General features: G+C 36.7%; 18 protein-coding genes and 3 pseudogenes. 3 read left to right on the forward strand and 18 right to left on the reverse strand.

The window, feature by feature from the left end; genetic code table 11:
* Window positions 1-52 precede the first annotated feature (52 nt).
* The 6 genes from tuaC to lytA form a co-directional block, all read right to left on the reverse strand.
* Window positions 53-1,222, reverse strand: a complete 1,170-nt coding sequence (gene tuaC, locus bslm_RS17460) for a teichuronic acid biosynthesis protein TuaC (protein WP_038427949.1) — start codon at window positions 1,220-1,222, stop codon at window positions 53-55.
* Entirely contained in the window at window positions 1,219-2,670 is a 1,452-nt protein-coding gene (tuaB, locus tag bslm_RS17465; RefSeq protein ID WP_046381511.1) for a teichuronic acid biosynthesis protein TuaB, read from the reverse strand. The genes tuaC and tuaB overlap by 4 nt, the downstream gene beginning before the upstream one ends.
* Before the next feature lie 55 nt (window positions 2,671-2,725).
* On the reverse strand, window positions 2,726-3,385 hold the full coding sequence (locus tag bslm_RS17470) for a sugar transferase (protein ID WP_046381365.1): 660 nt from the start codon (window positions 3,383-3,385) through the stop codon (window positions 2,726-2,728).
* Window positions 3,386-3,611: 226 nt separating this feature from the next.
* Window positions 3,612-5,102 carry an N-acetylmuramoyl-L-alanine amidase LytC gene (gene lytC, locus bslm_RS17475; RefSeq protein WP_003242758.1) on the reverse strand — a complete coding sequence of 497 codons (1,491 nt, stop codon included), beginning with the start codon at window positions 5,100-5,102 and terminating at the stop codon, window positions 3,612-3,614.
* A 38-nt stretch (window positions 5,103-5,140) separates the two neighbouring features.
* Window positions 5,141-7,258, reverse strand: a complete 2,118-nt coding sequence (locus bslm_RS17480) for a SpoIID/LytB domain-containing protein (protein ID WP_003243620.1) — start codon at window positions 7,256-7,258, stop codon at window positions 5,141-5,143.
* Between the two features lie 23 nt (window positions 7,259-7,281).
* Complete coding sequence (gene lytA / locus bslm_RS17485; protein WP_003242772.1) at window positions 7,282-7,590, reverse strand: membrane-bound protein LytA; 309 nt, start codon at window positions 7,588-7,590, stop codon at window positions 7,282-7,284.
* 183 nt (window positions 7,591-7,773) lie between these two features.
* On the opposite strand from lytA, the gene tagU reads away from it, so the two are divergent.
* Window positions 7,774-8,694 (forward strand): polyisoprenyl-teichoic acid--peptidoglycan teichoic acid transferase TagU, encoded by a 921-nt coding sequence (gene tagU, locus bslm_RS17490; protein WP_003227949.1) that lies wholly within the window; start codon window positions 7,774-7,776, stop codon window positions 8,692-8,694.
* A 39-nt stretch (window positions 8,695-8,733) separates the two neighbouring features.
* On the opposite strand, the gene wecB is transcribed toward tagU, so the two are convergent.
* Window positions 8,734-9,876, reverse strand: a complete 1,143-nt coding sequence (gene wecB / locus bslm_RS17495; RefSeq protein WP_003243178.1) for a non-hydrolyzing UDP-N-acetylglucosamine 2-epimerase — start codon at window positions 9,874-9,876, stop codon at window positions 8,734-8,736.
* Between the two features lie 245 nt (window positions 9,877-10,121).
* Between wecB and galU the strand changes: the two genes are divergently transcribed.
* Window positions 10,122-11,000 (forward strand): UTP--glucose-1-phosphate uridylyltransferase GalU, encoded by an 879-nt coding sequence (gene galU, locus bslm_RS17500; RefSeq protein WP_003227944.1) that lies wholly within the window; start codon window positions 10,122-10,124, stop codon window positions 10,998-11,000.
* A 38-nt stretch (window positions 11,001-11,038) separates the two neighbouring features.
* Here galU and bslm_RS21880 read toward each other — a convergent pair.
* From bslm_RS21880 to bslm_RS21455, 8 genes and pseudogenes are all read right to left on the reverse strand, one after another.
* A pseudogene (locus bslm_RS21880) lies at window positions 11,039-11,113 on the reverse strand (hypothetical protein); the annotation flags it as partial.
* 3 nt (window positions 11,114-11,116) lie between these two features.
* A pseudogene (locus bslm_RS21725) lies at window positions 11,117-11,356 on the reverse strand (Teichoic acid translocation permease TagG); the annotation flags it as partial.
* A 134-nt stretch (window positions 11,357-11,490) separates the two neighbouring features.
* Window positions 11,491-12,267: a DUF6270 domain-containing protein gene (locus tag bslm_RS17505; RefSeq protein WP_046381366.1), complete on the reverse strand. Its 777-nt coding sequence runs from the start codon at window positions 12,265-12,267 to the stop codon at window positions 11,491-11,493.
* The gene (locus tag bslm_RS17510; RefSeq protein WP_052728189.1) at window positions 12,264-14,948 is read right to left on the reverse strand and encodes a bifunctional glycosyltransferase/CDP-glycerol:glycerophosphate glycerophosphotransferase; all 2,685 of its coding nucleotides are present in this window, start codon (window positions 14,946-14,948) and stop codon (window positions 12,264-12,266) included. The genes bslm_RS17505 and bslm_RS17510 overlap by 4 nt, the downstream gene beginning before the upstream one ends.
* A 43-nt stretch (window positions 14,949-14,991) precedes the next feature.
* Window positions 14,992-16,338: a glycosyltransferase family 2 protein gene (locus bslm_RS17515; RefSeq protein WP_033884186.1), complete on the reverse strand. Its 1,347-nt coding sequence runs from the start codon at window positions 16,336-16,338 to the stop codon at window positions 14,992-14,994.
* 161 nt (window positions 16,339-16,499) lie between these two features.
* Complete coding sequence (locus tag bslm_RS21730; RefSeq protein ID WP_225510045.1) at window positions 16,500-16,877, reverse strand: CDP-glycerol glycerophosphotransferase family protein; 378 nt, start codon at window positions 16,875-16,877, stop codon at window positions 16,500-16,502.
* A 394-nt stretch (window positions 16,878-17,271) separates the two neighbouring features.
* The gene (locus bslm_RS21735) at window positions 17,272-17,481 is read right to left on the reverse strand and encodes a CDP-glycerol glycerophosphotransferase family protein (RefSeq protein ID WP_306693820.1); all 210 of its coding nucleotides are present in this window, start codon (window positions 17,479-17,481) and stop codon (window positions 17,272-17,274) included.
* A 97-nt stretch (window positions 17,482-17,578) separates the two neighbouring features.
* Window positions 17,579-17,710, reverse strand: coding sequence for an adenylyltransferase/cytidyltransferase family protein (locus bslm_RS21455; RefSeq protein WP_128484071.1), 132 nt, complete (start codon window positions 17,708-17,710; stop codon window positions 17,579-17,581).
* A gap of 520 nt (window positions 17,711-18,230) precedes the next feature.
* Here bslm_RS21455 and bslm_RS17525 point away from each other — a divergent pair.
* Window positions 18,231-18,870, forward strand: a pseudogene (locus bslm_RS17525) (UTP--glucose-1-phosphate uridylyltransferase); the annotation flags it as partial.
* Between the two features lie 38 nt (window positions 18,871-18,908).
* On the opposite strand, the gene tagH reads toward bslm_RS17525, so the two are convergent.
* The 3 genes from tagH to tagF form a co-directional block, all read right to left on the reverse strand.
* Window positions 18,909-20,492: a teichoic acids export ABC transporter ATP-binding subunit TagH gene (gene tagH, locus bslm_RS17530; RefSeq protein WP_046381367.1), complete on the reverse strand. Its 1,584-nt coding sequence runs from the start codon at window positions 20,490-20,492 to the stop codon at window positions 18,909-18,911.
* 19 nt (window positions 20,493-20,511) lie between these two features.
* Window positions 20,512-21,339: a teichoic acids export ABC transporter permease subunit TagG gene (gene tagG / locus bslm_RS17535; protein WP_046381368.1), complete on the reverse strand. Its 828-nt coding sequence runs from the start codon at window positions 21,337-21,339 to the stop codon at window positions 20,512-20,514.
* A 165-nt stretch (window positions 21,340-21,504) separates the two neighbouring features.
* Complete coding sequence (gene tagF / locus bslm_RS17540; RefSeq protein ID WP_038429736.1) at window positions 21,505-23,745, reverse strand: teichoic acid poly(glycerol phosphate) polymerase; 2,241 nt, start codon at window positions 23,743-23,745, stop codon at window positions 21,505-21,507.
* Between the last annotated feature and the right edge of the window lie 3 nt (window positions 23,746-23,748).

A 23,748-nucleotide genomic window follows, 5' to 3' on the forward strand; every position in this document is an offset into this window, starting at 1 on the left:
CCCTCTCCTGTAAAATGATCTTCCTATTTATATTGGTCGCAGTTTCTTACGATTAAACGGACGTTTTCGTGACCGTCTGATACTGATGATGCAAGGCCTTGGCGTTTTTTCCTGCGTCAAATTGAGCCTGCACGGTTTCATACAAGTCATCTGCTACTTCCGGCTTCCATATTTGCTCATGTTCGTACCGAGTGATCGCTTCTGCCAAGGCTTGAGCGGATTTCGGTTTAATCAGCAGATGTTGGTGCTTTCCGAATAAAGACGACACTCCGCCAACATCCGTACAAATAACAGGAACCCTTAGCGCCAGGGCCTCAATCACAACAGTCGGCATCCCCTCACTGTAAGAAGGAAGTACGAATAGATCTGCCGCAAGTAAATAGTCTCTTACCTGATGATTCGGGACTTGGCCTGTGACAATATGCCCCTTCTGTGTCAGCATCGATTTTGCGGGACCATCCCCGACAAAGACTGCCTTAGGAGAGTCCTGCAGCGATTCGATCGCTTCAGACAGTTCAAAAATGCCTTTCTCTCTGACCAGCCGGCCGACATAGACAGCCAGACGCTGATCGAGCGGGAGTCCGAGTCTTTTTCTGATTTCCTCTTTCGTCTCCTCATTCTCCTGAAAACGGCTGAGCTGTATGCCGATTGGCAAAACCGAGCTGTCAAAGCCCGAAAGCTTTTTGGCTTCTTCCTGAAGCTTGTGGCTGACTGCTAAAACAACTGATGCAGAACCTACGGCACGCTTGAAGGCTTTAAACGCTCCTTTGCTATAATGCGGATAGACATTCACATCACTGCCATGCAAGGTCAGGACATAAGGAATTTGCGCGGACTCTGACACGACTGCCGCAGCCCCGCCCGATGGCATGGCAAAATGCGCATGGATCAGATCCGGATATAGGTCGCATTGTTTCATGGTTTTTAAAACGGCTGATGCGATTCTCCGATGAGGCTGCGCCCACTTCAGCTGGCCGGGAACTGCCCGATAGAAAGGCCGGTAAACAGGTATTCCCTTTCTAATCTCATACTCCGGTCTGGCATCCTTTTTTCGATATGTCTTTTTCAGCATGCGGACAGGCGCTGAATGAAAAGGCCGTGGGCATATCACAGTGATATCAAGCCCGAGTTTTTGCAGCTCTTGCACTTGTGTCTCATGAAACACACCCTCACCGGGTTTCATACTGCTCGGATATACGCTTGTGATCCACAAAATCTTCATGACAAACGTCCTTTTCTTAGTAGTTTGCTTTTCGTTTGAGGGTACGCTTTTACCAAAAGAAAGAGATAGCACAGCGCCCCGGCTGCAACTGAAATGGCCAGCCGCATTTCTGCCTGCATACTGAAGTGTTCGGTACTGAGGCTTACACCAAACGCGATGATGCCCATCGCCGCAGTAATCAGAAATGGCTTCATAATCGACTGGAAATAAGCTGAAAGGTTAAGCTTGATGACATATGCCAAAAGCCAGCGCCCGATCAGGAAATTAACAACACTGATAATGGCATACACCCATGCGACTGTCAGCAGGCTTCCCGTCTGTACAGCTGCAAACAGTGATAATCCGTACAGCAGCAGCACGCCAGAATCCCAATAAAACGCTAAGTCAGCTCTTCCTTTAGCCAGCAACACAGATCCATTTGGATTCATAAGCACTCTTAGTATTCCGACAATCGCCAGAACATTTAGGATCGGAACAGCAGCAAGCCACTTTTCTCCGAAAACCGCTGTGATAAAGGCGTCTGACACAGACACGAGCCCGATTAACAGCGGAAACGAAACAAGCGCCAGCATTTTTGTCATATTCAGAAAGCCTTCTCTGATCGCGCTGTTTTCATATTTGTTTTTTGCGAAAACAGGGAATGCCACCCGTGTGACAATCGGATTGATCTTCAAAACCGGAATAGTGACAATCTGATAAGCGAGGTTATAAATCCCCAATGCTTCAGCACCAATAAACCGGCCGATCAAAATCATGTCGATATTTGCTCCCAGCCTGTTCACAAGACGGGATGAAAGCTGAAAGGCTCCAAAAGAAAAGAAATCCTTCATGCCTCTCAAATCAAAAACAAAAGCAGGATGCCACTTTTTTCGGTATACAGCCCAATATAAAATCCCTTTACTGGACTGCAGCAGGACTTGAGAAATCACGTACGCCAAAATCGCATCCATCATAAAAACCGCTATCGCTAAATATCCGAATGACAATACATTTGAAAAAATCTCTATTTTGCTTAACGTATTAAAATGCAGCTGCTTTTGCAGCATATACTGATATTGCTGTCCAATTGGCGCGATCAAAAACATAATCGCCAGAATCCGAACCAGAAACACCAGCTCTTCTCTTTGATAAAATCCCGCAATGACAGGACTGCTCACATATAAAAGAACAAACAGCAAAACGCCCGTCATAATGTTAAGCCAATACAATGTTGACAGCTGGCGCTCCGTCGCGTCCTCTCTCTGAATTAATGCTGCGCCAAAACCCATATCGAGCACAATCTGGGCGAAAACTGTAACCGTTGTGATCATGCCGACAAGCCCAAATTCTGTTAAGGTCATCATATTTCCAAGCAGGGCAAACTGAACAATTTGTATGATTGTAATACACATGGTTGAAATACTTGTCCACTTTGCACCGCTCATGATTTGTTTTGTAATACTTGACATCATATTCCCTACTTCTTTTTAAGCTCAGATTGATGGTGAATAATGGCATTCCGTTTTATCTTGCACCATCACCCGTCCAAACTACTTTACAAGTTTTTAACATAATTTTTAATTCTAAAGTGAAAGTCAGATTGCGAATGTAATATAAATCAAATATCAGCTTTTCCTTCGGCGTCATATCGTAACCGCCGTTCACCTGAGCCCAGCCGCTCAATCCTGGTTTAACAGCCAGACGCTGTGTAAAGCCTGGAATCTCATTCTGGAATTTTTCCGTAAATACGGGCCGTTCCGGACGAGGGCCAATCATACTCATATCGCCTTTCAGCACATTAAACAGCTGAGGAAGCTCGTCAATTCTCGTTCTTCTGATAAAAGCTCCGATCCTTGTCACCCGCGGATCTTGCTTCTGTGCCCAAACCGCTCCAGACTTCTCGGCATCTATTTTCATGGAACGAAGCTTATAAAGCTTAAATGGTTTCCCGCCTTTCCCTACGCGTTCCTGCGTATAAATGGCAGGTCCCGGCGTCTCCAAACAAATCAAAATTGAAAATACCGCAATCATTGGCATCGCAATCGCCAACCCAATGAGCGCAAACCAAATATCCATTACGCGCTTTATTGCCAAATAACGAGCCGTCTTTTCAGATAATGTAAAAGAATGTATTTGCTGAACTGAGAATTCACGACTCACATTCATGCTTTTCTCTGCACTCACTGACACACACCTCACGATTTGTTTGGGATGTTATGATGACCTATGCCAGTCAGTTTAGCAGACGGATGTTAATTGGATGTAAATGGTATGTTAAGAAGTGTGAATTACGTGTTTTTTCTGATAAATGTTGTTAATACTCTTTTACTATTTTATATACAAGTCCTATTTGTTTTAATCATTTCATATAAAAAAGAGACAAATCTGTGATTAGATTTGTCTCTTTCGATTATCTGTAATAAGATACTGTGCCGTCATGAATAGCTTGTGCAGCTTTATCTTTATAAACCGCTTGCTTCAATTTACTTGCATCTGATGCATTAGTGATAAAGGCAGTTTCAACTAAAACACTCGGCATTTTAGAATATTTAATAACATAGAAAGCAGCTGTTTTTACTCCCCGGTCTCTCGTTCCAAGATTAGCCGCTAACTTTGGTTGAATTTGTTCAGCCAGTCTCTTGCTATTTGCAGCTTGATATGTTGTATCGTAGTACGTCTCACTTCCATTTGGTGATGAGCTATCATTAGCATTTGCATGTATACTGAGAAATAAATCTGCTTGTGCAGAAGCTGCTTTATTTACTCTCTCCTGTAAAGAATAAAAAGTATCATTAGATCTTGACAGTACTGGAAGAGCACCTGAAGCATTTAGCTTTGTATTGACTCTTTTCGCTATATCAAGGTTGACTTCTTTCTCAAGGAGTCCATTGCCGATTGCTCCTGAATCTTGATCACCGTGACCCGGATCAATAAAGATTGTTTCACCTACAACTGGATTCTTTAGCTGATTAGCAACCTTTGTGCTTACGGCAGGAGTGTTTCCGATAATCATAAAGTTTGACATGTTTTTACTTCCAATAATTTTACGGGCTCCTGTAGATAAATTTTCACCATTTGTAAGAATAAGAGATTGCTTCTTCTTAGCTGCCAGTGTAGCTCCTGCAATAGAGTCAGGGTAGCTGAATCCATTGCTTACATATACGGTGCTTGTTGATAAATTAAGTTTTTGTACGATATTTGCAGCAAGCTCATATCTGTTTGAACCGCTAATTCTTGTAGGAGAAGGTAACTTGTTGTATACCGTATTGCTGATACTTCCAGTGCCTCCTACAACAACGGTACTCGAAATTCCCTTATCTTTTATCACAGACGTAGTCGCACTATTTATAGATGTTTTATTTGTAAAAAGAATTGGATACCCGTTTTTCGCTGCATAAGGGATGACGGCCGGAGCGTCTGCATATAAGAAGCCGTTCAAAATAACAGCTTTTGAAGTCGCACCCATCGCTTTTGCCACCCGTGCAGCCGTATCATAACGGTTGCTTCCTGCAATTCGTTTAATACTTATCCCCAAGCTTTTAATCTGGTTAGCAGTGTTAGAAGAAACAGCAGGTGTTCCGCCTACAATAATTACATTTTTAGTCTGCATCTCTTTCAATCTTGTTTTCGTTTCATATGAAAGCTTATCAGAATTAGTGTAAAGCAATGGCGCATTCTTCTGGTAAGCAAGAGGTGCTGCTGAAATAGCATCTGCATAGGAACTCCCACCAACAATTACAGCTGTACTTGCTGTTGAATACATTTGCTTTGATATTTGTACAGCAGTGCCGTATCTATTGCTTCCCCCAACTCTTTTCACTGAGTTATCGGCCAAAGCTGTTGGCACAAAAAGTATGAGCCCCAGAAAACACATTGTTAGGACTTTTATATAAGAACGCAATTGATTTCCTCCTTAAATGGCGTTATATCCTAAAATAATCAATAACTTGTCAGAGTTGTACCTGGATAGTAAAATTTCAAAATTGAACTATATGAATCTCCAGCTTCTGCTCTTGCTTTTGCTCCATATTGACTCATTCCGATCCCGTGACCATATCCTTTACCGCTGATTGTGTACTTTGAAGTATCTTTTTTTACAGTCACATAAGTACTTTTAAATACAGTCGCTCCAATCATTGTTCTTAACTCACTTGTTGGTACACTAATGGTTGTAATTTTGCTCAAGTTATAGGAGCCAGTACTGCTTTTAACAAAATACTTCACTTTCATCGATGCTGTTTTTGCACGCTGCCCTTGTGTCGTTCCACTAAAGCTTAAATCGTCAATACTTGCAATTTTGACAGAATCAGCGCTTGTTTCTTTATTTTTCAAGATCCAGTTCTTAACTCCGGAAAGTCTTGCAGAATCAGTTTCAGTCGCTGAAGACCACCAAGAAGAAGGCTTCGTTAAGTCCAAAGATTTCGTATCTAGCTGTTGTTTTGACAAAGTAAGCGTCCAGCCTATTTGAGGATCCTTTGTATCTTTTTTTGCAATCAAGTAAGGTACACTTGACGACCACACTTCATTACTAGCTTCTGTGTAACCACCATTACTGGAAGAATAAGCTGCAGTTATAAGAGATCCATTATATTTCAGAACTTTCCCCTTCGTTTGCTCTACCGCTTTATTGGTATTCGAATTCCAACTGTAGCCACCATAAACTTGAAAAGCGGTTGTATCAGGTACAGTAGTTCCTGTTTTTGTTATTGAGTAGGTTCTTGCAGCGACAGTCTGTGCTTTAAGAGCCTCAAGTGACCAGCTAGCAGGCATTTCATTCGGAATTACTCCTTTTAAGTAATCCTCAAATGGAATATTCTCATTTACCGGTCGGATATATTTAGTAGACTCAATAGAGAAATTAACCGTGCCAAGATACTGCTTTCCATCAAGACTAATTCTGTTTGAAGTAGAATAGTTTTCTGGTTTAATTCTTAGGGAGTTTCCGTAAGTTTTGATGTTTTCAAGGTTTAATTTTCCGCTGTTGATTTTTAGATTATAGGTGCCACCGTCAGCTAAATAAAATTCATCAGCAAGTGAATTCTCAACTTCAGCAGAAATTGAACTGGTACTTCCAATAAAGTCGTATGCATATGTGGCTTTATCTTTCGTTATACTTTTAGCCGCAGCCGGAACGCTATCTTGTTTAACAAATAAAATTTGGCTGTTTTTCTTCGAGGCAAGCGAAGCGCCTATCAATACGTCTGCATATTTTGTCCCGTTCGTCATTACGACTTTATCAGCCTTCAACTTTAGTTGCTTAATTATATTTGCCGTAAGTTCATATCTGGTTGATCCAGGAATCCTTTGCACAGTTGAAGTTTTTTTAATTTGGTTTTCTACACTATCACTGACGCTAAATGAACTGCCTATAATGATGACTTGTTTTGGCAAATCATAATCCGGAAGCTTGTCTTTCTCTGTAAGCAAAATAGGGTATCCGTGTGCTGCTGCATATGGAGCAATGGCTAAAGCGTCTTGAAATACTCTTCCGGTTACAACGATCGCTTTATCATAGCTGCCCATTTGCTTTGCAATATTTTCTGATAAGACATATCTATTTTTTCCGCTTATCCTTTTCACAGCGCCATATGATTTCAGCTTGTTTTCTACGTCTTTTGAAATGCTTCGCGCTCCCCCAATGATTAAAATATTATCAGGGTTAAACTTAGCAATTTGTCTTTCAGTAGTTTTTGTTAACGTGTCAGGCTGAGTAAATAAAACTGGTGCGTTCAGTTTTTTCGCCAATGGAATAACAGGCAATGCATCAATAAAAATATCTCGGTTCACCAATATCACTGTATTAGGATTTTTCCACTGGCTGTTGGATGCAAGAGTCGCAGTTTCGTATCGTGAAGCGCCTGCAAAACGATCCGTAACAGCAACATTATCTCCAGTTACTTTATAAAATCCTGTTGGCGATAGACTGATGCTAGATTTATTTCCAATATAATTTAACAATTTAACTGAGATGTTTGAGTCTGCTGCAAAAGAAACTGATGGAATCAATAATAAGATTGCAGCAAGTGAACACACTATCAATTGTTTGCAAGATTTCAAAATTTCAGGTTCCTCCCTATATCTTAGTTGGCACGTTCAATATCTTTTAACAGAAGCTGACCCTCATCATTTTTTTCATATGTAATCGTGACCTTATCTCCACTGTTAAACTTATCAAGATCACTTGTCGATTCTTCAGTGATATCAAGACTAACCGGCTCATTATCTACTGTTACTTCTATTGTATGAGTATCAGCTAACCCTACATAAGTACCTTCTTTTGTTTCAATGTTACTGTCTGGCGATACATCTTCACCTTGACTCTTTTGACTATTAACCCCGCAACCCGAAAGAAGCAATATAAAGAACAGTAAAGCAATAAATTTTTTCATTTTTTTCACCTCATTATATTTTATCGTCAACCTATTTTATATTTTAAAGAAAAATTAAGAAACAATGAAACTTTTTTTTATAAAAAACGACTATTTTAGGATTTCATTCTTGTATTAAATAGAGTTGTATTTATTGGAAATTTAACTCATAATGAAAGTAATTTAACAGACGAGGTGCAAAGGATGAGAAACGAACGCAGAAAAAAGAAAAAAACTTTATTACTGACAATTTTAACGATAATCGGACTTCTTGTACTCGGAACTGGCGGCTATGCATACTACTTATGGCATAAAGCAGCTTCAACCGTGGCAAGTATTCATGAAAGCATTGATAAATCTAAAAAGAGGGATAAAGAGGTCAGTATCAATAAAAAAGATCCTTTTTCCGTCTTAATCATGGGTGTGGATGAACGCGACGGCGATAAGGGCCGTGCCGATACGCTCATTTATATGACCGTTAACCCAAAAACGAATACAACCGACATGGTCAGCATTCCGCGTGACACGTATACAAAAATTATCGGAAAAGGCACAATGGATAAAATCAACCATTCATACGCTTTCGGCGGCACACAGATGACGGTAGACACTGTTGAGAACTTCCTCGATGTTCCGGTTGATTATTTTGTGAAAGTGAACATGGAAAGCTTTAGAGACGTTGTTGATACACTTGGCGGCATTACAGTTAACAGCACATTCGCGTTCAGTTATGACGGTTATTCGTTCGGCAAAGGAGAAATCACGCTGAACGGAAAAGAAGCGCTCGCTTATACCCGGATGAGAAAAGAAGATCCGAGAGGCGACTTCGGACGCCAGGACCGCCAGCGCCAAGTCATCCAAGGTATTATTAATAAAGGCGCTAATATTTCTTCCATCACGAAATTCGGAGATATGTTTAAAGTTGTTGAAAATAATGTGAAAACGAACTTGACCTTCGATAACATGTGGGATATCCAGTCCGATTACAAAGGTGCGCGGAAACATATTAAACAGCACGAACTAAAAGGTACAGGCACGAAAATCAATGGAATTTACTACTACCAAGCTGATGAAAGCGCCCTTTCCGATATTACAAAAGAGCTGAAGGAAAGCCTCGAAAAGTAAAACAAAAAGAAGCTTCGCACAATGTGCAAAGCTTCTTTTTTATTTGCCTGTAAATGAATCCGGTTGTTCTTTTCGATACCCGTAATGAAACAGCAATTCTTCCACAATCCGGCGGGAAGCCTCTCCATCTCCATACGGATTAGAAGCCTGGGACATTTTCTTGTACTCATCAGGATCAGTTAACAGCTGTTTTGCAAGCTGATAAATGTTTTCCTCATCCGTACCTGCAAGTTTCAGCGTTCCCGCTTCCACTCCTTCAGGCCGTTCCGTCGTATCACGCAGAACAAGAACCGGTTTCCCGAGAGATGGGGCTTCCTCCTGCACGCCGCCCGAATCGGTCAATATAAAATGCGATTTCGCTGCAAAGTTATGGAAATCGATCACCTCTAAAGGTTCAATCAGATGCACTCTGTCAGAATCACCAAAATGCTTATGAGCCGCTTCCCGGACAACAGGATTCAGGTGCACAGGGTAAACGACTTGTACATCTTCAAATTCCCCTACAATTCTGCGGATGGCCTTAAACATGTTTTCCATTGGCTCACCCAAATTTTCCCGGCGGTGAGCGGTCAAGAGAATCATTTTATCCTCACCCACCTGATCGAGAACAGGATGTGAGTAACCATCCCTAACCGTTGTGTTGAGTGCGTCAATCGCTGTATTGCCCGTTACAAAAATAGAGTCGGCCTTTTTGTTTTCTTTTAATAAATTGTCTTTCGCCTGGCCTGTCGGAGCAAAATGCAAATCAGCAATCGCCCCTGTCATCTGTCGATTGAGCTCTTCCGGAAACGGGGAATACTTATTCCCTGTACGGAGCCCCGCCTCCACATGACCGACAGCAATTTGATGGTAAAAAGCGGCTAGGCTTCCGGCAAACGTCGTCGTCGTATCACCATGGACAAGCACAATATCGGGTTTGATATCTTTAAACAACTCATCCAATCTTACAAGTGCGTTAGACGTAATCTCTGCCAGTGTCTGCCGCTCCTTCATAATGTTCAAATCGAAGTCAGGCTTGATGTGAAACGCATCTAACACCTGATCGAGCATCTGTCTGTGCTGTGCAGTTACCGTTACATAGGAATCTATTTCAGGATATTTTTTCAATTCAAGCACAAGCGGTGCCATCTTGATCGCTTCAGGCCTGGTCCCGAAAACGGTCATCACTTTTAGTTTTTTCATATTTGTCACCTGGTTTTCTGCTATAGTAAATAAATTCATACTACATATTCTACATGAAAATGCATCATTTTAAATCATTTCATTCTTGATTCAAATAAAATGATATAAGTTTTAATATTAAGGATAAAGCTTGTTTAAAAATGGTTTATCCGATATCATAAAAATGTGTAAAAACATATTGAAAAGGGTAAATAGAGAATAGTTTAACCATAAATTTTTTCGATCATAAGGAAGGTGCCTTTTAAATGAAAAAAGTACGTAAAGCCATAATTCCAGCAGCAGGCTTAGGAACACGTTTTCTTCCGGCTACGAAAGCAATGCCGAAAGAAATGCTTCCTATCGTTGATAAACCTACCATTCAATACATAATTGAAGAAGCTGTTGAAGCCGGTATTGAAGATATTATTATCGTAACAGGAAAAAGCAAGCGTGCGATTGAGGATCATTTTGATTACTCTCCTGAGCTTGAAAGAAACCTAGAAGAAAAAGGAAAAACTGAGCTGCTTGAAAAAGTGAAAAAGGCTTCTAACCTGGCTGACATTCACTATATCCGCCAAAAAGAACCTAAAGGTCTCGGACATGCTGTCTGGTGCGCACGCAACTTTATCGGCGATGAGCCGTTTGCGGTACTGCTTGGTGACGATATTGTTCAGGCTGAAACTCCAGGGTTGCGCCAATTAATGGATGAATATGAAAAAACACTTTCTTCTATTATCGGTGTTCAGCAGGTGCCCGAAGAAGAAACACACCGCTACGGCATTATTGACCCGCTGACAAGTGAAGGCCGCCGTTATCAGGTGAAAAACTTCGTTGAAAAACCGCCTAAAGGCACAGCACCTTCTAATCTTGCCATCTTAGGCCGTTACGTATTCACGCCTGAGATCTTCATGTATTTAGAAGAGCAGCAGGTTGGCGCCGGCGGAGAAATTCAGCTCACAGACGCCATTCAAAAGCTGAATGAAATTCAAAGAGTGTTTGCTTACGATTTTGAAGGCAAGCGTTATGATGTTGGTGAAAAGCTCGGCTTTATCACAACAACTCTTGAATTTGCGATGCAGGATAAAGAGCTTCGCGATCAGCTCGTTCCATTTATGGAAGGTTTACTAAACAAAGAAGAAATCTAAACAAAAAGGCTATTGGACATTCATCCAATAGCCTTTTTTTATTTCAACATCAAAGTCAATGTATGCTCTTCATTATCAACTGCGAAGACCTGATCAACGGCCTGCCGCAAAAATTAATAATCCCAGACAAACACACTGATTGTAGAGTTAAACAAACTAAATGAAAACATAAATACAAACATGCAGATTAAATAGTAAATATCTTGTATTCAATGCAAGCTAAGTAAACACCACTTGCTAAAAGAACAATGACTAAACAACCAGCATTACAAAATAATTAAATAAATTTGAAGCAATTACAACAGAAGGCAGTGAACTGTCGGAAAGTTCATTTTGGCTACCATATTAATCCCTTTTAATTTATGAGCCAGGCCCTCAAATTCCTCTATTCGGTCGGCATGTCCAAATATATCCATCCATCATTTTTATGATTTGCAGAAATGTTCATTATCTCAATTTTCACGTTTAACCCTTCGTCGAAGAGTTAACTCTATAGACTTATTTTTTTAAACTGGTCAAAAAAATCAGTGTAATAATCCATTGTATAATGCACATAAAATTTGCCCCATGGATGGTTTTCAAAGGAATTATAGCTTTTATTTTTAAATAAATCTATCGCCTCGATATCATTGAAGCTATCTAATACATATGCGTCAAATTTATTCCAAATCTTATTATAATAATCAACATCAATTACTTTGATGTTCCCTCCATTTATAAGCAATTTTTTCTGATCTTCTTTATCAAAAAAGTGATGAACGTTTCTTGCACTATTTAAGATAATTTTGGTTTTAGGGCAATTTAATCTGACGTAGTTATAGAAAAGATTAAATTTCTGTTTCCATAGTGCAAAATAATTTTCAAAATGATCTTCTATATTAAAACTTTGTTTTTTATTTTGAATTGTAAATTTATAATAATTCGTTTTAGGGAGAGTCCATCTGTTATTTGTAACAAACTGGTTATCTGAAATTTCTACGTAGCCAAAATGCACATCTGCGAAAAAGTCCAAAATCAAAATGTCTGGCTGAACAGATTTAATCTCGGTTAGAAAGCTATTCTCAAAATCCGTCTTTAAAGTGTTTTTTTCATGATTAGACATGTTCTCATTATCAATAACAATGTAGTTAGGTTTACTCATTGTTGAAATAATGGACGATTGGTTTTGGGTCAATACACAATCAAAAAAATTTTTATAATCAGCATTAAATTGAGAGTTAAAGTTATCACGTGTAACACAACTACCATAAACAGCTACTTTTTTCATTTCTTTATTCCCTCTTTAATATTAGTTCCTAGACTAATAATTTGTTGATAAACACGTTTACAGTTTTCTTTATCCGTATACTTATAAAATTGATTTACTCTATCAATATATTTGGCATCCATTATACAATCGTTTTCCATACAATTTATCAGCTTATCAACTAAAGCATCTTTATCAGCAATTACTTCTCCAAACCCCATTGAATTGTAATCAAAATACCCTTTTTCCAAGTGATTTTTTTCGTATTGGAAGTAAAAAACAGGTTTTTTAAGATAAGCAAAGTCAAATGCAACGGATGAATAATCTGTAACTAAAATCGCACTATTATTGAAATGATCTCGATAACTTTCATTAATGTCCGCAATCCTCACTGAACTATTTTTGTTGAAATCTTTCAACTGCTGAACAATATTTGGATGCGGGAAGAATACGATCTCGTATCCTTTTTCATTAGCCTCATTAATGAGTTTAGCATCATTTAATAAATTATTAAGTTCATTAAAATAAACTGAGTTTTTAAAGAGTGGTGAGTAATCTCTTTTCCCTGTTTGCGGATTTATTTTTCCTACTAAATGATTTCTCCATGTTGGCATAATTAATATCTTTTTATGATTATGATTAACAAGCTTATCAAATCTAGGAAATCCAGTTAGAATTACTTCTCTTTTTGAATAATTATAATGACCATTAATTATAGACTCATACTCAGGTTGAGCGGCTGTGATAAATAGTCTAATATTTTTCTTATACTTATTAAGCCATCCCGAAATATCATCTTTCGTAATTCCATGTTGAAGAAAAACAAAGTTAAATTTAAATAAGTCCTTATAATATTTCCTCATATTCACAAACGGGTTGACTACATAATCATCTGCATGTGAAGAGATAATTTCATCGGCAAGTAAATGTAAAAATTTGTGCTTAGGTGACCCGTATGCAACAACTGGTCCTATTTTTTTCAGCCTGTTATAATCTGGACTATCTTTACTGATAATAAAATATTTTTTGATGCCGTCATTCTGCTGCATTGCATATTCAAATAATGCTTCAGCATTATCATCTGCCTTGTTGATTCTATCCATAAAAAGCCATACTCTTTTATTTTTCTTTATTTTATAGAGGTGTTCCATAATCTTTCTTACATTTGATGCTTTCTCAGCACCTATTTTATTAAAGGTCTTAAAACGTCTTTGAGCCCGCTTTTCTTTTGCTCTAATAATCTGATTTTTATCTTTTAGAACTACTAAATTATTAAGTTTATGATCGAAATAAATCCCTATACCATTTTTGGTATAGAAATCAACTATATGTTTATCCAGCGGGAATAATCGTCCAAAGTTAATTTTTACTTTTATTAGTTTTCCATTTGATGAAATCATCATTTCAATATTCGAGTTATTTGCAAGCTCACCAACTGGGATATCAACCTTAAAGCCCAGGTACTCTTTAACTGGCTTATTTAAGCAATATAAGTTGTGTACTGTTCTATCAATTTTTTCGGCATGATATATCTTGTCATTGACACATGCTTTCACTTCTAATTCTGCGGCATCAAATAATGAACCAAAATTACCTTCAAGGGTTAAAATCCCCTTTTCAATGCTTAATAGCTCCATTGTTATAGCTTCATATCTCATAGAATTAATTAATTTCTCTTTAAAATATAAATTCACATTACGATTCAAAAAGATCTTTTTAAATACATTTTTTTTATTTCGATATTTCAATTTGATTAAAAAATATTTTCTGTGCAAGTTTAGAGATTTTTGTTCAAAGATTATGTCGTCATCTATAAATGCAAGTATTCTTTCTAGCAAGTCAAAAAACTCTTCAACTTCCTTATCCGTCAAAACATCAGTTCTGTCTTCTATATTTATTCTCCACTGCAAGTCATAGGCAATCATATACTGAATGTATCTTGGAACGTATCCTAAAGTTGTAATACTATGATTAATTAATTCTCGAGAGAAATTCTTCAAATAATCCACATACCATTTTTTATCATTTTTACCTGTTTGAGTTGCAGATGACGCATCTTCTCTTCGTCGATAATTATATTGTCCTTCTGACACAATACCGTATACTTGGCGCTTCATTATAATTTTAGTCAGCCATTCACTATCTTCAGCGTAGGCCATATCTTCATTAAAAAAGTGATTTTTAACAGCTTCTTTTTTCACGAATGAACTTGGTGCTGATAATTGAATTCCTGTATGTTCTTTCAAGATATGAACTAGCCTAGTTTTATCAAATTTATAATTTAATAAGTGTGGACCACTTGTTTTACCAAACATCATCATTGGAATAGAAACTACATCGACTTTAGAATAATTCTTTTCAAAAAAATCATATACTTTTAAAAGGGTTGAAGGGGACAATGTATCATCAGGATCTAAGAAATTAATATATTTACCTTTGGCATATTTTAAACCCTCATTACGCGCACTACTTGCTCCGCCATTCTCCTTATCGATAAAGACTATATTTTCTGGATACGCTTCTTTATACTTTAAGCAAATTTCCCCTGATGCATCAACACTTCCATCGTTGACTAAAATCAACTGTATATGATGCTCAAAATCAAGTGCCTGATCAATTATGCTTGTTATTGCTTCATCTAAAAATTCTTCAACATTGTAAATTGCCATTATAATAGAAAAGAAAAAATTCTTTTGTTCCAAGTTTTTCAATCTCCTTTAATTTATTTCTTTTTACTCAAGGGTATTAGATTCTAATCAACTTTTGAAATATTCTAGTTAAAACATTAACTTTTTGAAGATCAATTAAATTGTTGTCTTTTTCAACAATAAACCTAAAAAAAGTAACTCCTATCGGAAGTTTTAATTGATATGAAGAATATTTTCTATCCCTAACTGTGGTTCCCCAAATAACTATGTTCTTATGTTCTTGCTTGTTTATTAATTTTGCTTTTCTCAATTTTCTTCCATAAGAGATATAAACACTATTTTTATCGTTAATCACAGACTCTTCATTACTCAAACTTACCATTAGCTCAATTGAAAATTTATTGACTTTCCATGAAGTAATAACGATTTTTTCATTTTCTAGTTTCCCTAATTGAATAAGTCTGTTGACAGGATAACCCCATCGTTTAAATGAAATGAGATACTCTTTTAAATATGTTTTCATGTTTTGTTTTACAATTAAATTCTCATCTATATATTTCAAAACGTGAAATAATTCCTTAAAAAACTCACTCTGTTCTATCTTATTTAGCACTTCATAAACCTTGTTATTGTTTTTTTGAAAAATAAATAATTTTAAATGATTAAGAATTAAACATTGAACATAAGGTATAACTTCGCTGTACTCTTCTAATGATCTTTTAACCATTTCACCATATCCATTTGTAAGTAAAAAAGTATACCTGTTTTTTTTAGACCACGAAGTGTCTACTAGAGAATCCTCACTTTTTCTTTTTCTATAGAAATATTTAGCGGCAGGAATAAGGCCATATTTTTGTTCTTTAATTAAAAACGTATTAATAAATAAAACATCTTCCCAAAAATCCATTTTTTCATTAAAAGCAAGACCAAGACGTTCTATTGCTTTTTTTCGAAAAAATGTTCCACCTATGTGATAATGAATAGCAGTGTAATTATCAGTTATGTTTACAATGCTTTCACCACTTTTAAATCTATAATTAAGTGAGTGTTCTCCATTTTTATTATCGAAGAAAAATAGCGGCAGTACCGCTAAATTAATATCGGTATGCTTTTCAAAAAACTTTAATACCTCAGCAATAGCATTTAGTGAGACTTTGTCATCAGAATCTATAAACCCTATATATTTACTATTATCACAAACTTTTAATCCATTATTTCTTGCCATACTGACATTCGGTTCATCTTGATAAATAATTTTAATATTATTCGGATATGCAGTTGCGTATTGTTCACATATGTTTTTTGAATTATCTATGCTATTATTTTCAATCAATATTATTTCTATGTTTTTTTCAAAATTAATTGTCTGATCAATAATACTGTCAATGGCCTCTCTTATATATAATCCCGAATTATAAACAGGCATTACAATTGAAAACAACATCTCAAGTGCTCCTTTAAAATAATAAGTATTTATCCGAGTAGTCTTCCACAACTTTTTTTGAATGAATCATCTTTTCCAACTAACAAAATTGGTCATAAAATGAAGTAATGTTTTCATCCTGTTTATAGTCTCTTGTTTTATGTATGGATTCAATTTACTTTTTATGTTGTTTTAAAAAGAGGTCCCGGAGCACACTTTTCAAAATCATAATAAAAATCTCTTAGTTTATCTCTATAAAATTTAATATCGGGAACATAACGCCTTTTTAAACCGACATAATAAGCAAATACTGAAGAATAGTCTGTTATTAATATATCTGATATTAAGTATAATTCTCTAATATCATTATGATCAGAAAAATCATAAGCAAAACCCATGTATTCAGTTAAGTTAATATTTTCAGATACAAGATAGTGGACCCTTAAAATAACAATATATTCATTACTTAATTGGTCTTTAAGACTTTCTAAATCCAACACCATATTAAATTTATATTTACCTTTAACATAAAATGAGTTATCTCTTTTTATTTTCAGCATTCCTTCATTGCTATTTTTTTTATATAAAAAATCGTTCCTCGGATAGCCCTATTCAATAAACGTCTTTTTAAACTGAAACGCATTTTTAAAAATTTTCGTAGAGTAAGCATTAAGGGAAATGAGATAACCGCATTTACTGACTTCTATAAGAAAGTTTCTTTTATATTATTCAGTCTTCATGCCGGGCATATGTACTTTATCCATGTCATTTGCATTTAGGGGAGTTCCGTGCCCAGTGTGCACATATGTAGTGTTTCTCGGTTTTAGAACCTATAGCGGCAAGTGGATGTTTGTTATCCAATATTTTGATGTAGCCAAATACAACAGCCATTTGAGAGAGATTTTTTCAAATAATTCTCATCTGAATCATCAAATAAATCTTTGTCTCTTTTATCTACACTCCAAAATATCCATATTCATATTTATTCTTATTTTCCTCAAGATACTCGAAAATTGCTCTTGGATTACAGCTGAATTGTTTGCCTGAATAGCTTTCGAAGATGAGTAATCTTTCGTTTCTGGGCAAAAGCCCAATTATTCTAAAAATAATTGAGTATACACTGACCAATAGTCTTCTATATTTCATTAAAATCTTTGATTTCATTTTATTCTCTTTAAATATCAAAGAATTAAATACTTATCTCAGCAAACAAGAAAAAAAGAAGCAACTGAATGATTCAAGCCTCTTTTAGTTAGTGCGTCTATAAACTAGCCATGTGTTTTTTGATTTGGTAGTTGAAATGGCTTTTGTTCTTGAAAGGTAAACTTTCCAGCAGCTTCATATGTCCGTAGTGAAATAAATCAAATGTTCCGTACGTTATCACTTTCTTCATGAGATAACATCACCTTCCAACTGAGAGTACCAGAAAAAAACCAAAAACTTTAACAGGTTGTTTATCATTTCGACATATTTTTTACGTACCATTAATAATGAACAATAATAGCATAAGTTCCTATAAAAGTTAAGACTCTTTAAAAATGTTAATCACCAGCATTTTTTGTATCACCGTTGTATTGTTGTATATTTTTTGCAGGTCCAATATCTTATCTATACCCTTTATAACGAGTTTTCTTTTTCGGAAAAATCTATTCTTTTGTCGAGTTTTTAAGTGAAACGTTTTCTTTCTGCAACACCATTTATTTTGTACGCCCTTCTCATATTAATACATCGTCAAAACATGAAGGAATTGTAATACGAATGTTAAAAGTTCCTAAAGATTTTTGCGGTAAGATAGAGTAAAATGTTTTCAAGCTAAGAGACTTTAATCAACCTATACGAATGACACTTGTTTTTATAGACATATAGATGAAAGAAAGGTTGATACGATACAAACGAAACCTATTAATTAATTAGATAAAGAAAAAACCGAGCTTCTTGAGAAAGTGAAAAAAGCTTCTAATCTGGCCGACATTCACTATATCCTCCAAAAAGAACCTAAAGGTCTTGGACATGCTGTCTGGTTCGCGCCTAACTTTATCGGCGATGAGCCGTTTGCGGTTCTGCTTGGAGACGATATTGTTCAGGCTGACACACTAGGGTTGCGCCAATTAACGGATGAATATGAAAGAACACTTTCTTCTATTATCGGTGTTCAGCAAGTGCCTGAAGATGAAACACACTGTTATGGCTTCATCGCCCCGCTGACAAGTGAAGGCCGCCGTTATCAGGTGAAAAACTTCGTTGAAAAACCGCCTAAAGGCACAGCACCTTCTAATCTTGCCATCTTAGGCCGACGTATTCACGCCTGAGATCCTCATGTATTTAGAAGAGCAGCAGGTTGGCGCTGGCGGAGAAATTCAGCTCACAGACGCCATTCAAAAACTGAATGAAATTCAAAGAGTGTTTGCTTACGATTTTGAAGGCAAGCGTTATGATGTTGGTGAAAAGCTCGGCTTTATCACAACAACTCTAGAATTTGCGATGCAGGATAAAGAACTTCGCGATCAGCTCGTGCCATTTATGGAAGGTTTACTAAACAAAGAAGAAATCTAAACAAAAAGGCTATTGGACATTCATCCAATAGCCTTTTTTTATTTCAACATCAAAGTCAGTGTATGCTCTTCATTATCAACTGCAAAAACCTGATCATCTGTATTCACAAGAAAACGATCCTTGCTGCTGTCATACAATACATCGCTATCACTTAAGGATAGTGACGCCGGGTTGATAGGAGAAATGTTATGAAAAATAAGCTCTGTTGCTTTATCATTCTCCAGCACATAGCTGATTTTTTCATAATCAAAATCTAACGTTTTTCTGCCGTCAGCCGTATCCCCTTCAGTATATCCATTCAATTTGGATTGAATGCTGGTTCTGCTGTCTCCCAGGAATTTCAGAAAGTATTCATAGGAAGATGCTGCGTTTTGCGAGACATAAGACGTAAATGCAGCAGCACGCAATTCAGCATGTTTCATGTTAGCTGCAACAGCACTCTTTTTCACAAAATAAGACTGTCCGTTAAACTGTATTTTCGCTGCTTGTTTGCCTTTTGCAGCTACCGTTACTTTTGTACCGAATGGCAGTGTAACGTCAGCCTTCTGTTTCAAACCCTGATCCTTATAAGCAGCCGCTTTTTCATTTGCTATAAACCCTTGCTTATTGACTGCGGTTAAGCGTTCCTCCGACTTGCCCTTTGCATCGCCATGATGGTTCTTCACTTCATTTTGCGGAATAGCGCCAAACGAAGCAATTGTACGAAGCGGGGCATTAAAGAACATCGTTCCCGCCATGAAGACAGTCAGAATAGACAAAATAGCAATTTGAACAGCATTAGCCAGTGATTTTGGCTTTTTCTTTTTTTTTCGGAGACGGTCAAGCGCTTCAGGATCTTCTTTCTTCCGCTCTTCCGTTTGCTCCTTTTTATATGTCTCTTTTTCTTTTTTCGATAGCTTATTAAACCAGTCAATAAACGCTTTGTACTCTTTCACAACCGTTTTTGTGTCATCAAACATACGAAGCTCGCCGTAGTGCATCCAAGCGACGCGGTCACACATCTTTTCAATCTGGCCGATTGAGTGGCTGACAAAGAAAATCGTTTTTCCTTGCTTTTTAAACTCATTTATTCTGTCTACACACTTCTGATAAAACGTTTGGTCCCCCACAGAAAGCGCTTCGTCAATAATTAAAATGTCAGGGTCAATATGCACGGAGATCGCGAAACCGAGACGCGACTTCATCCCGCTGGAATAGTTTTTAACCGGCTGATTAATAAAATCGCCAATCTCAGCAAATTCAACGATGCTGTCATACATCTCGTCAATTTCTTTATTGGTTAACCCCATCATCAAACACTTGAGCCGGACATTGTCCCGGCCCGTCAATTGGTTATTTAAACCGGCCGAAATCGCAATCAGCGACGGCTGGCCGTTCATTTCAATTTCACCGCTGGTCGGCGGAATAATTTTAGCCAGCAGGTTAGACATGGTCGATTTTCCTGACCCGTTTATTCCTACAAAGCCGATTGTCTCCCCTTCATACACGTCAAAGGAGACATTCCGCACAGCAAAAAAACCATTATCCTTAGCCGGAAAAAACAATCCTTTAATCTTGTCCGATTGTTTTTTATACAAATGATACTGCTTTGAAACATTTCGAAACGAAACTTTTAGTTTCATCGTAAAATCTCCTTACGTATTAAAGAAAGTCAACAAACTTGTCTCTGAATTTCATATGCAGGATAGAACCTACTAACAATAAAAGGAATGTGAACAACCAAAAGTACAGCGTGTACTTTATGTCATGGAAAAACCATGCTCCATCTAAGAAGCTGTTCCGGAATCCTTCAATAATATAGAATAGTGGATTCAACTTCAGAACAGGCACTAATTCGGGGTGGCTTTGACCGAGTTTCGCATTAACATCCCAAAAAATTGGCAACAAGAAAAACAAAAGTCTTGTTACGGCCTGCAGCAAAAATTGATAATCTCTAATCAGCACACTGATCGTTGAGTTAAACAAACTAAACGAAAACATAAAAGCAATCATACAGATGAAGTAATAAATATATTGTAACCAATGCACACTCGGGAACACACCATTAACTAGGAGTACAATGATATAAATCACCATCATGATCATATAACTAAATAAGTTAGATGCAATGGCCACGGACGGTAGAGAACTAATCGGGAAGTTCATTTTAGCCACCATATTAATGCGCTTAAATACACTATTTGATCCATCAAGTATAGTTGGACTGATGAAAAACCATGGGATTAATCCTGCCAGCATCCAAATAATAAAAGGCACTTCGCCCGCTCCGGTTGTCACAGGACCGCCCTTTCTAATCCCCATACCAAATACGAACCAGTAGGCCAGCATTTGGATAAGCGGATTTAAGAACTGCCATAAGACACCTAAATAATTCATTTGATATTTAGACTTGGTTTCATAAGCCGCCAATCTTAAAATTAAAGGAAATGACGTTATTTGCTCTCTGAGTATACGCAACAAATCATTCATTTTTTATCTTCCTTAGACTTAATTGTTTTTGGGAATCTTTCTGTTTAAAAATTTGAAAGCACCGCTGATTATTGTAACAGATCCTGCATTTTTTTTCACTTCTCAACAAGTATCTAAAAAGCTGCCGAAATATCGACAGCTATACATTTTATAAAATAACCTAAATTATTCAGCTTTAAATACAGTATTAACAACCTTTTCAGATGAACGTCCTGACTCTAAATAGCAAAACTTATCATAGAAAGGACCAAAAGAAACCGGAAGCTTATAATCAGGCGATGAGATCTGCTTGATAGCCTCAATCGTTTCTTCAGTAGTTTTTACCAAAGGACCAGGAGCTTCTTTTTCAAAATCAAAGTAGAAACCACGCAACTTATCCCGGTAGGTTTCGATGTCAGGGACAAAGAATAGCATTGGCCGTTTTAAATTTGCAAAATCAAAGAATACTGAAGAATAATCAGTAATCAGCAAATCAGAAACCATATACAATTCTCGAATATCCTCATAAGCAGAAAAATCATATGCAAATCCTTCAAAAGGACCTAAATCAAAATTCTCAGCTACCAGATAATGCATTCTTAAGATTACGATATATTCATTTCCAAGCTCTTGTCTAAGTTGATGCAAATCTAAATCGAGATCGAACTTATAACGCCCTTTTGCATAGAACTGATCATCTCTCCATGTAGGGGCATATAAAATAACCTTTTTATCACGAGGAATATTTAACCTACTCTTTATCAATGATATTGTTTCCTCATTATTATCATTATGAAGAAAATCATTTCTAGGATATCCAGATTCAATCATTGTCTTGTTAAACTGGAACGCCCGTGTAAAGATCTCAGTTGAATAACCATTTGGGGAAATCAAGTAATCCCAATTAGAAGCTTCCTTGATAAAATTCCTTTTATATTTTTTAGTGTTTGTACCAGGCATATGGACTTCTTCCATATCCATTGCAAGTCTTTTTAAAGGCGTGCCATGCCATGTTTGTAAATATGTTGTATGACTAGGTTTCGGAATCCATAATGGAAGCCGGCTGTTAACAACCCAATACTCAGCTCTTGCCATAGCGAAGAGCCATTTTAATGAGAGGCGATTGATGTAAGGAATTCCCTTTTCGTCAAAAGGCGCTGAATATTGTTTATTTACACTCCAATACATTTTATACTCAGGGTGGTTTTCCCGCATATATTCGTAAATCGCTCTCGGATTACAACTGTATTGTTTCCCATTAAAACTTTCAAAAATGACTGTTTTCCTTTTAACTGGCATTCTGCTAGCCATCATGAATAGAGATTTGTATGTTTTAGTGATTAACTTGTTTCTCATTTTTGTGATCTTTTTTAATTTTGATACTAATCTCTTCTTCTTTCCTTTAATAAAGTATTTCATCCTTGTTTTCAGGCTATAGTCGTTTACTCTGATACCTAGAGTCTGCTTTTTCTTTTTCTTAAAGACTTCATAACGAACTGGTGCGTTGTTTGTTTTAATAATACTTACTAATCCTTTTAATTTGTTTTTTCGATCTCCTAAAACAAGAGCAGTGCTGTTGAACTGAATATCCGTTCCTTTATCGTCATTGCATATATACTCCATAAAAAGACGATAAACATAACGTTTTTCATTTGAGAAAGGAATTTCTTTCAAAGGCACTTTCACTTCAAAATCATACAGTTCCGGAACAAAACCATCTGCTCTCATGTTTTCAAGGCCATGTGTTTTTCTATCTAGCTTGATTGGAAATTTTTCCTCAATAGGTGTTTCTCCACCCTTTTTTAAAATAAGGTTCAAGTTTTTTATCCGATATTGATTTTCGGAACTCAGGTATCCCGCATAACCTGTTATGCTTATTTCTTCAGAGCTAATCTCGATTTGATCAAATCTGATGATTTTGGCCTCTCTTTTCACCTTAATAGAAAAGTTGCCTTTATCAGTTGTATAAGGTAAAATCAAAAGTTCTGTGGTTTGATCGACATGAAAGGCGCGCTCAATTGAATTTACTTCAGCAGAAAGACGCTTCAAGAGTGGTTCCTGCTCCGCATCTTCATATTTTTTTCGAAATTCGACATAAAAATCATATGTTTGTCCCATTTCAACAGGCATAGGCAAAACATGAGCATTTATCTCAGTTTTATACTCTAATGAGCCAGTGTTTTGAAGCGGAAATTCAGATTCCGTTCCTGAACGTCTCTCTTTCAGCTTTAAAAATAACTGGTAATCCTCTAAAAATTGGTGTTCTGAATCAATTGAGATTAACAATTCAAGACTTCCTAAATTGTTTTTCAAGCTTTTCAAAATACATTTAATCACAGTGTTTTCAATCATTACTTTTTTCTGCTCCTCTGTATAAAAGCTCTTTCCTTTTTGCTTCCTTTTATTAGTGTCAACTACTAAGGACATTAC

This window comes from Bacillus sp. LM 4-2 (assembly GCF_000978495.1).
GTDB lineage: Bacteria > Bacillota > Bacilli > Bacillales > Bacillaceae > Bacillus > Bacillus subtilis.

Coding starts and splice junctions, on each gene's coding strand:
- bslm_RS21455 (WP_128484071.1), bottom strand. CDS start 17,710: ATGAAGAAAGTGATAACGTACGGAACATTTGATTTATTTCACTACGGA.
- bslm_RS17505 (WP_046381366.1), bottom strand. CDS start 12,267: ATGAAAAAAGTAGCTGTTTATGGTAGTTGTGTTACACGTGATAACTTT.
- bslm_RS21735 (WP_306693820.1), bottom strand. CDS start 17,481: ATGAAATCAAAGATTTTAATGAAATATAGAAGACTATTGGTCAGTGTA.
- bslm_RS21730 (WP_225510045.1), bottom strand. CDS start 16,877: ATGCTGAAAATAAAAAGAGATAACTCATTTTATGTTAAAGGTAAATAT.
- lytA (WP_003242772.1), bottom strand. CDS start 7,590: ATGAAAAAATTTATTGCTTTACTGTTCTTTATATTGCTTCTTTCGGGT.
- tuaB (WP_046381511.1), bottom strand. CDS start 2,670: ATGTCAAGTATTACAAAACAAATCATGAGCGGTGCAAAGTGGACAAGT.
- bslm_RS17515 (WP_033884186.1), bottom strand. CDS start 16,338: ATGTTGTTTTCAATTGTAATGCCTGTTTATAATTCGGGATTATATATA.
- tagF (WP_038429736.1), bottom strand. CDS start 23,745: ATGTCCTTAGTAGTTGACACTAATAAAAGGAAGCAAAAAGGAAAGAGC.
- tagU (WP_003227949.1), top strand. CDS start 7,774: ATGAGAAACGAACGCAGAAAAAAGAAAAAAACTTTATTACTGACAATT.
- tagG (WP_046381368.1), bottom strand. CDS start 21,339: ATGAATGATTTGTTGCGTATACTCAGAGAGCAAATAACGTCATTTCCT.
- galU (WP_003227944.1), top strand. CDS start 10,122: ATGAAAAAAGTACGTAAAGCCATAATTCCAGCAGCAGGCTTAGGAACA.
- wecB (WP_003243178.1), bottom strand. CDS start 9,876: ATGAAAAAACTAAAAGTGATGACCGTTTTCGGGACCAGGCCTGAAGCG.
- tagH (WP_046381367.1), bottom strand. CDS start 20,492: ATGAAACTAAAAGTTTCGTTTCGAAATGTTTCAAAGCAGTATCATTTG.
- tuaC (WP_038427949.1), bottom strand. CDS start 1,222: ATGAAGATTTTGTGGATCACAAGCGTATATCCGAGCAGTATGAAACCC.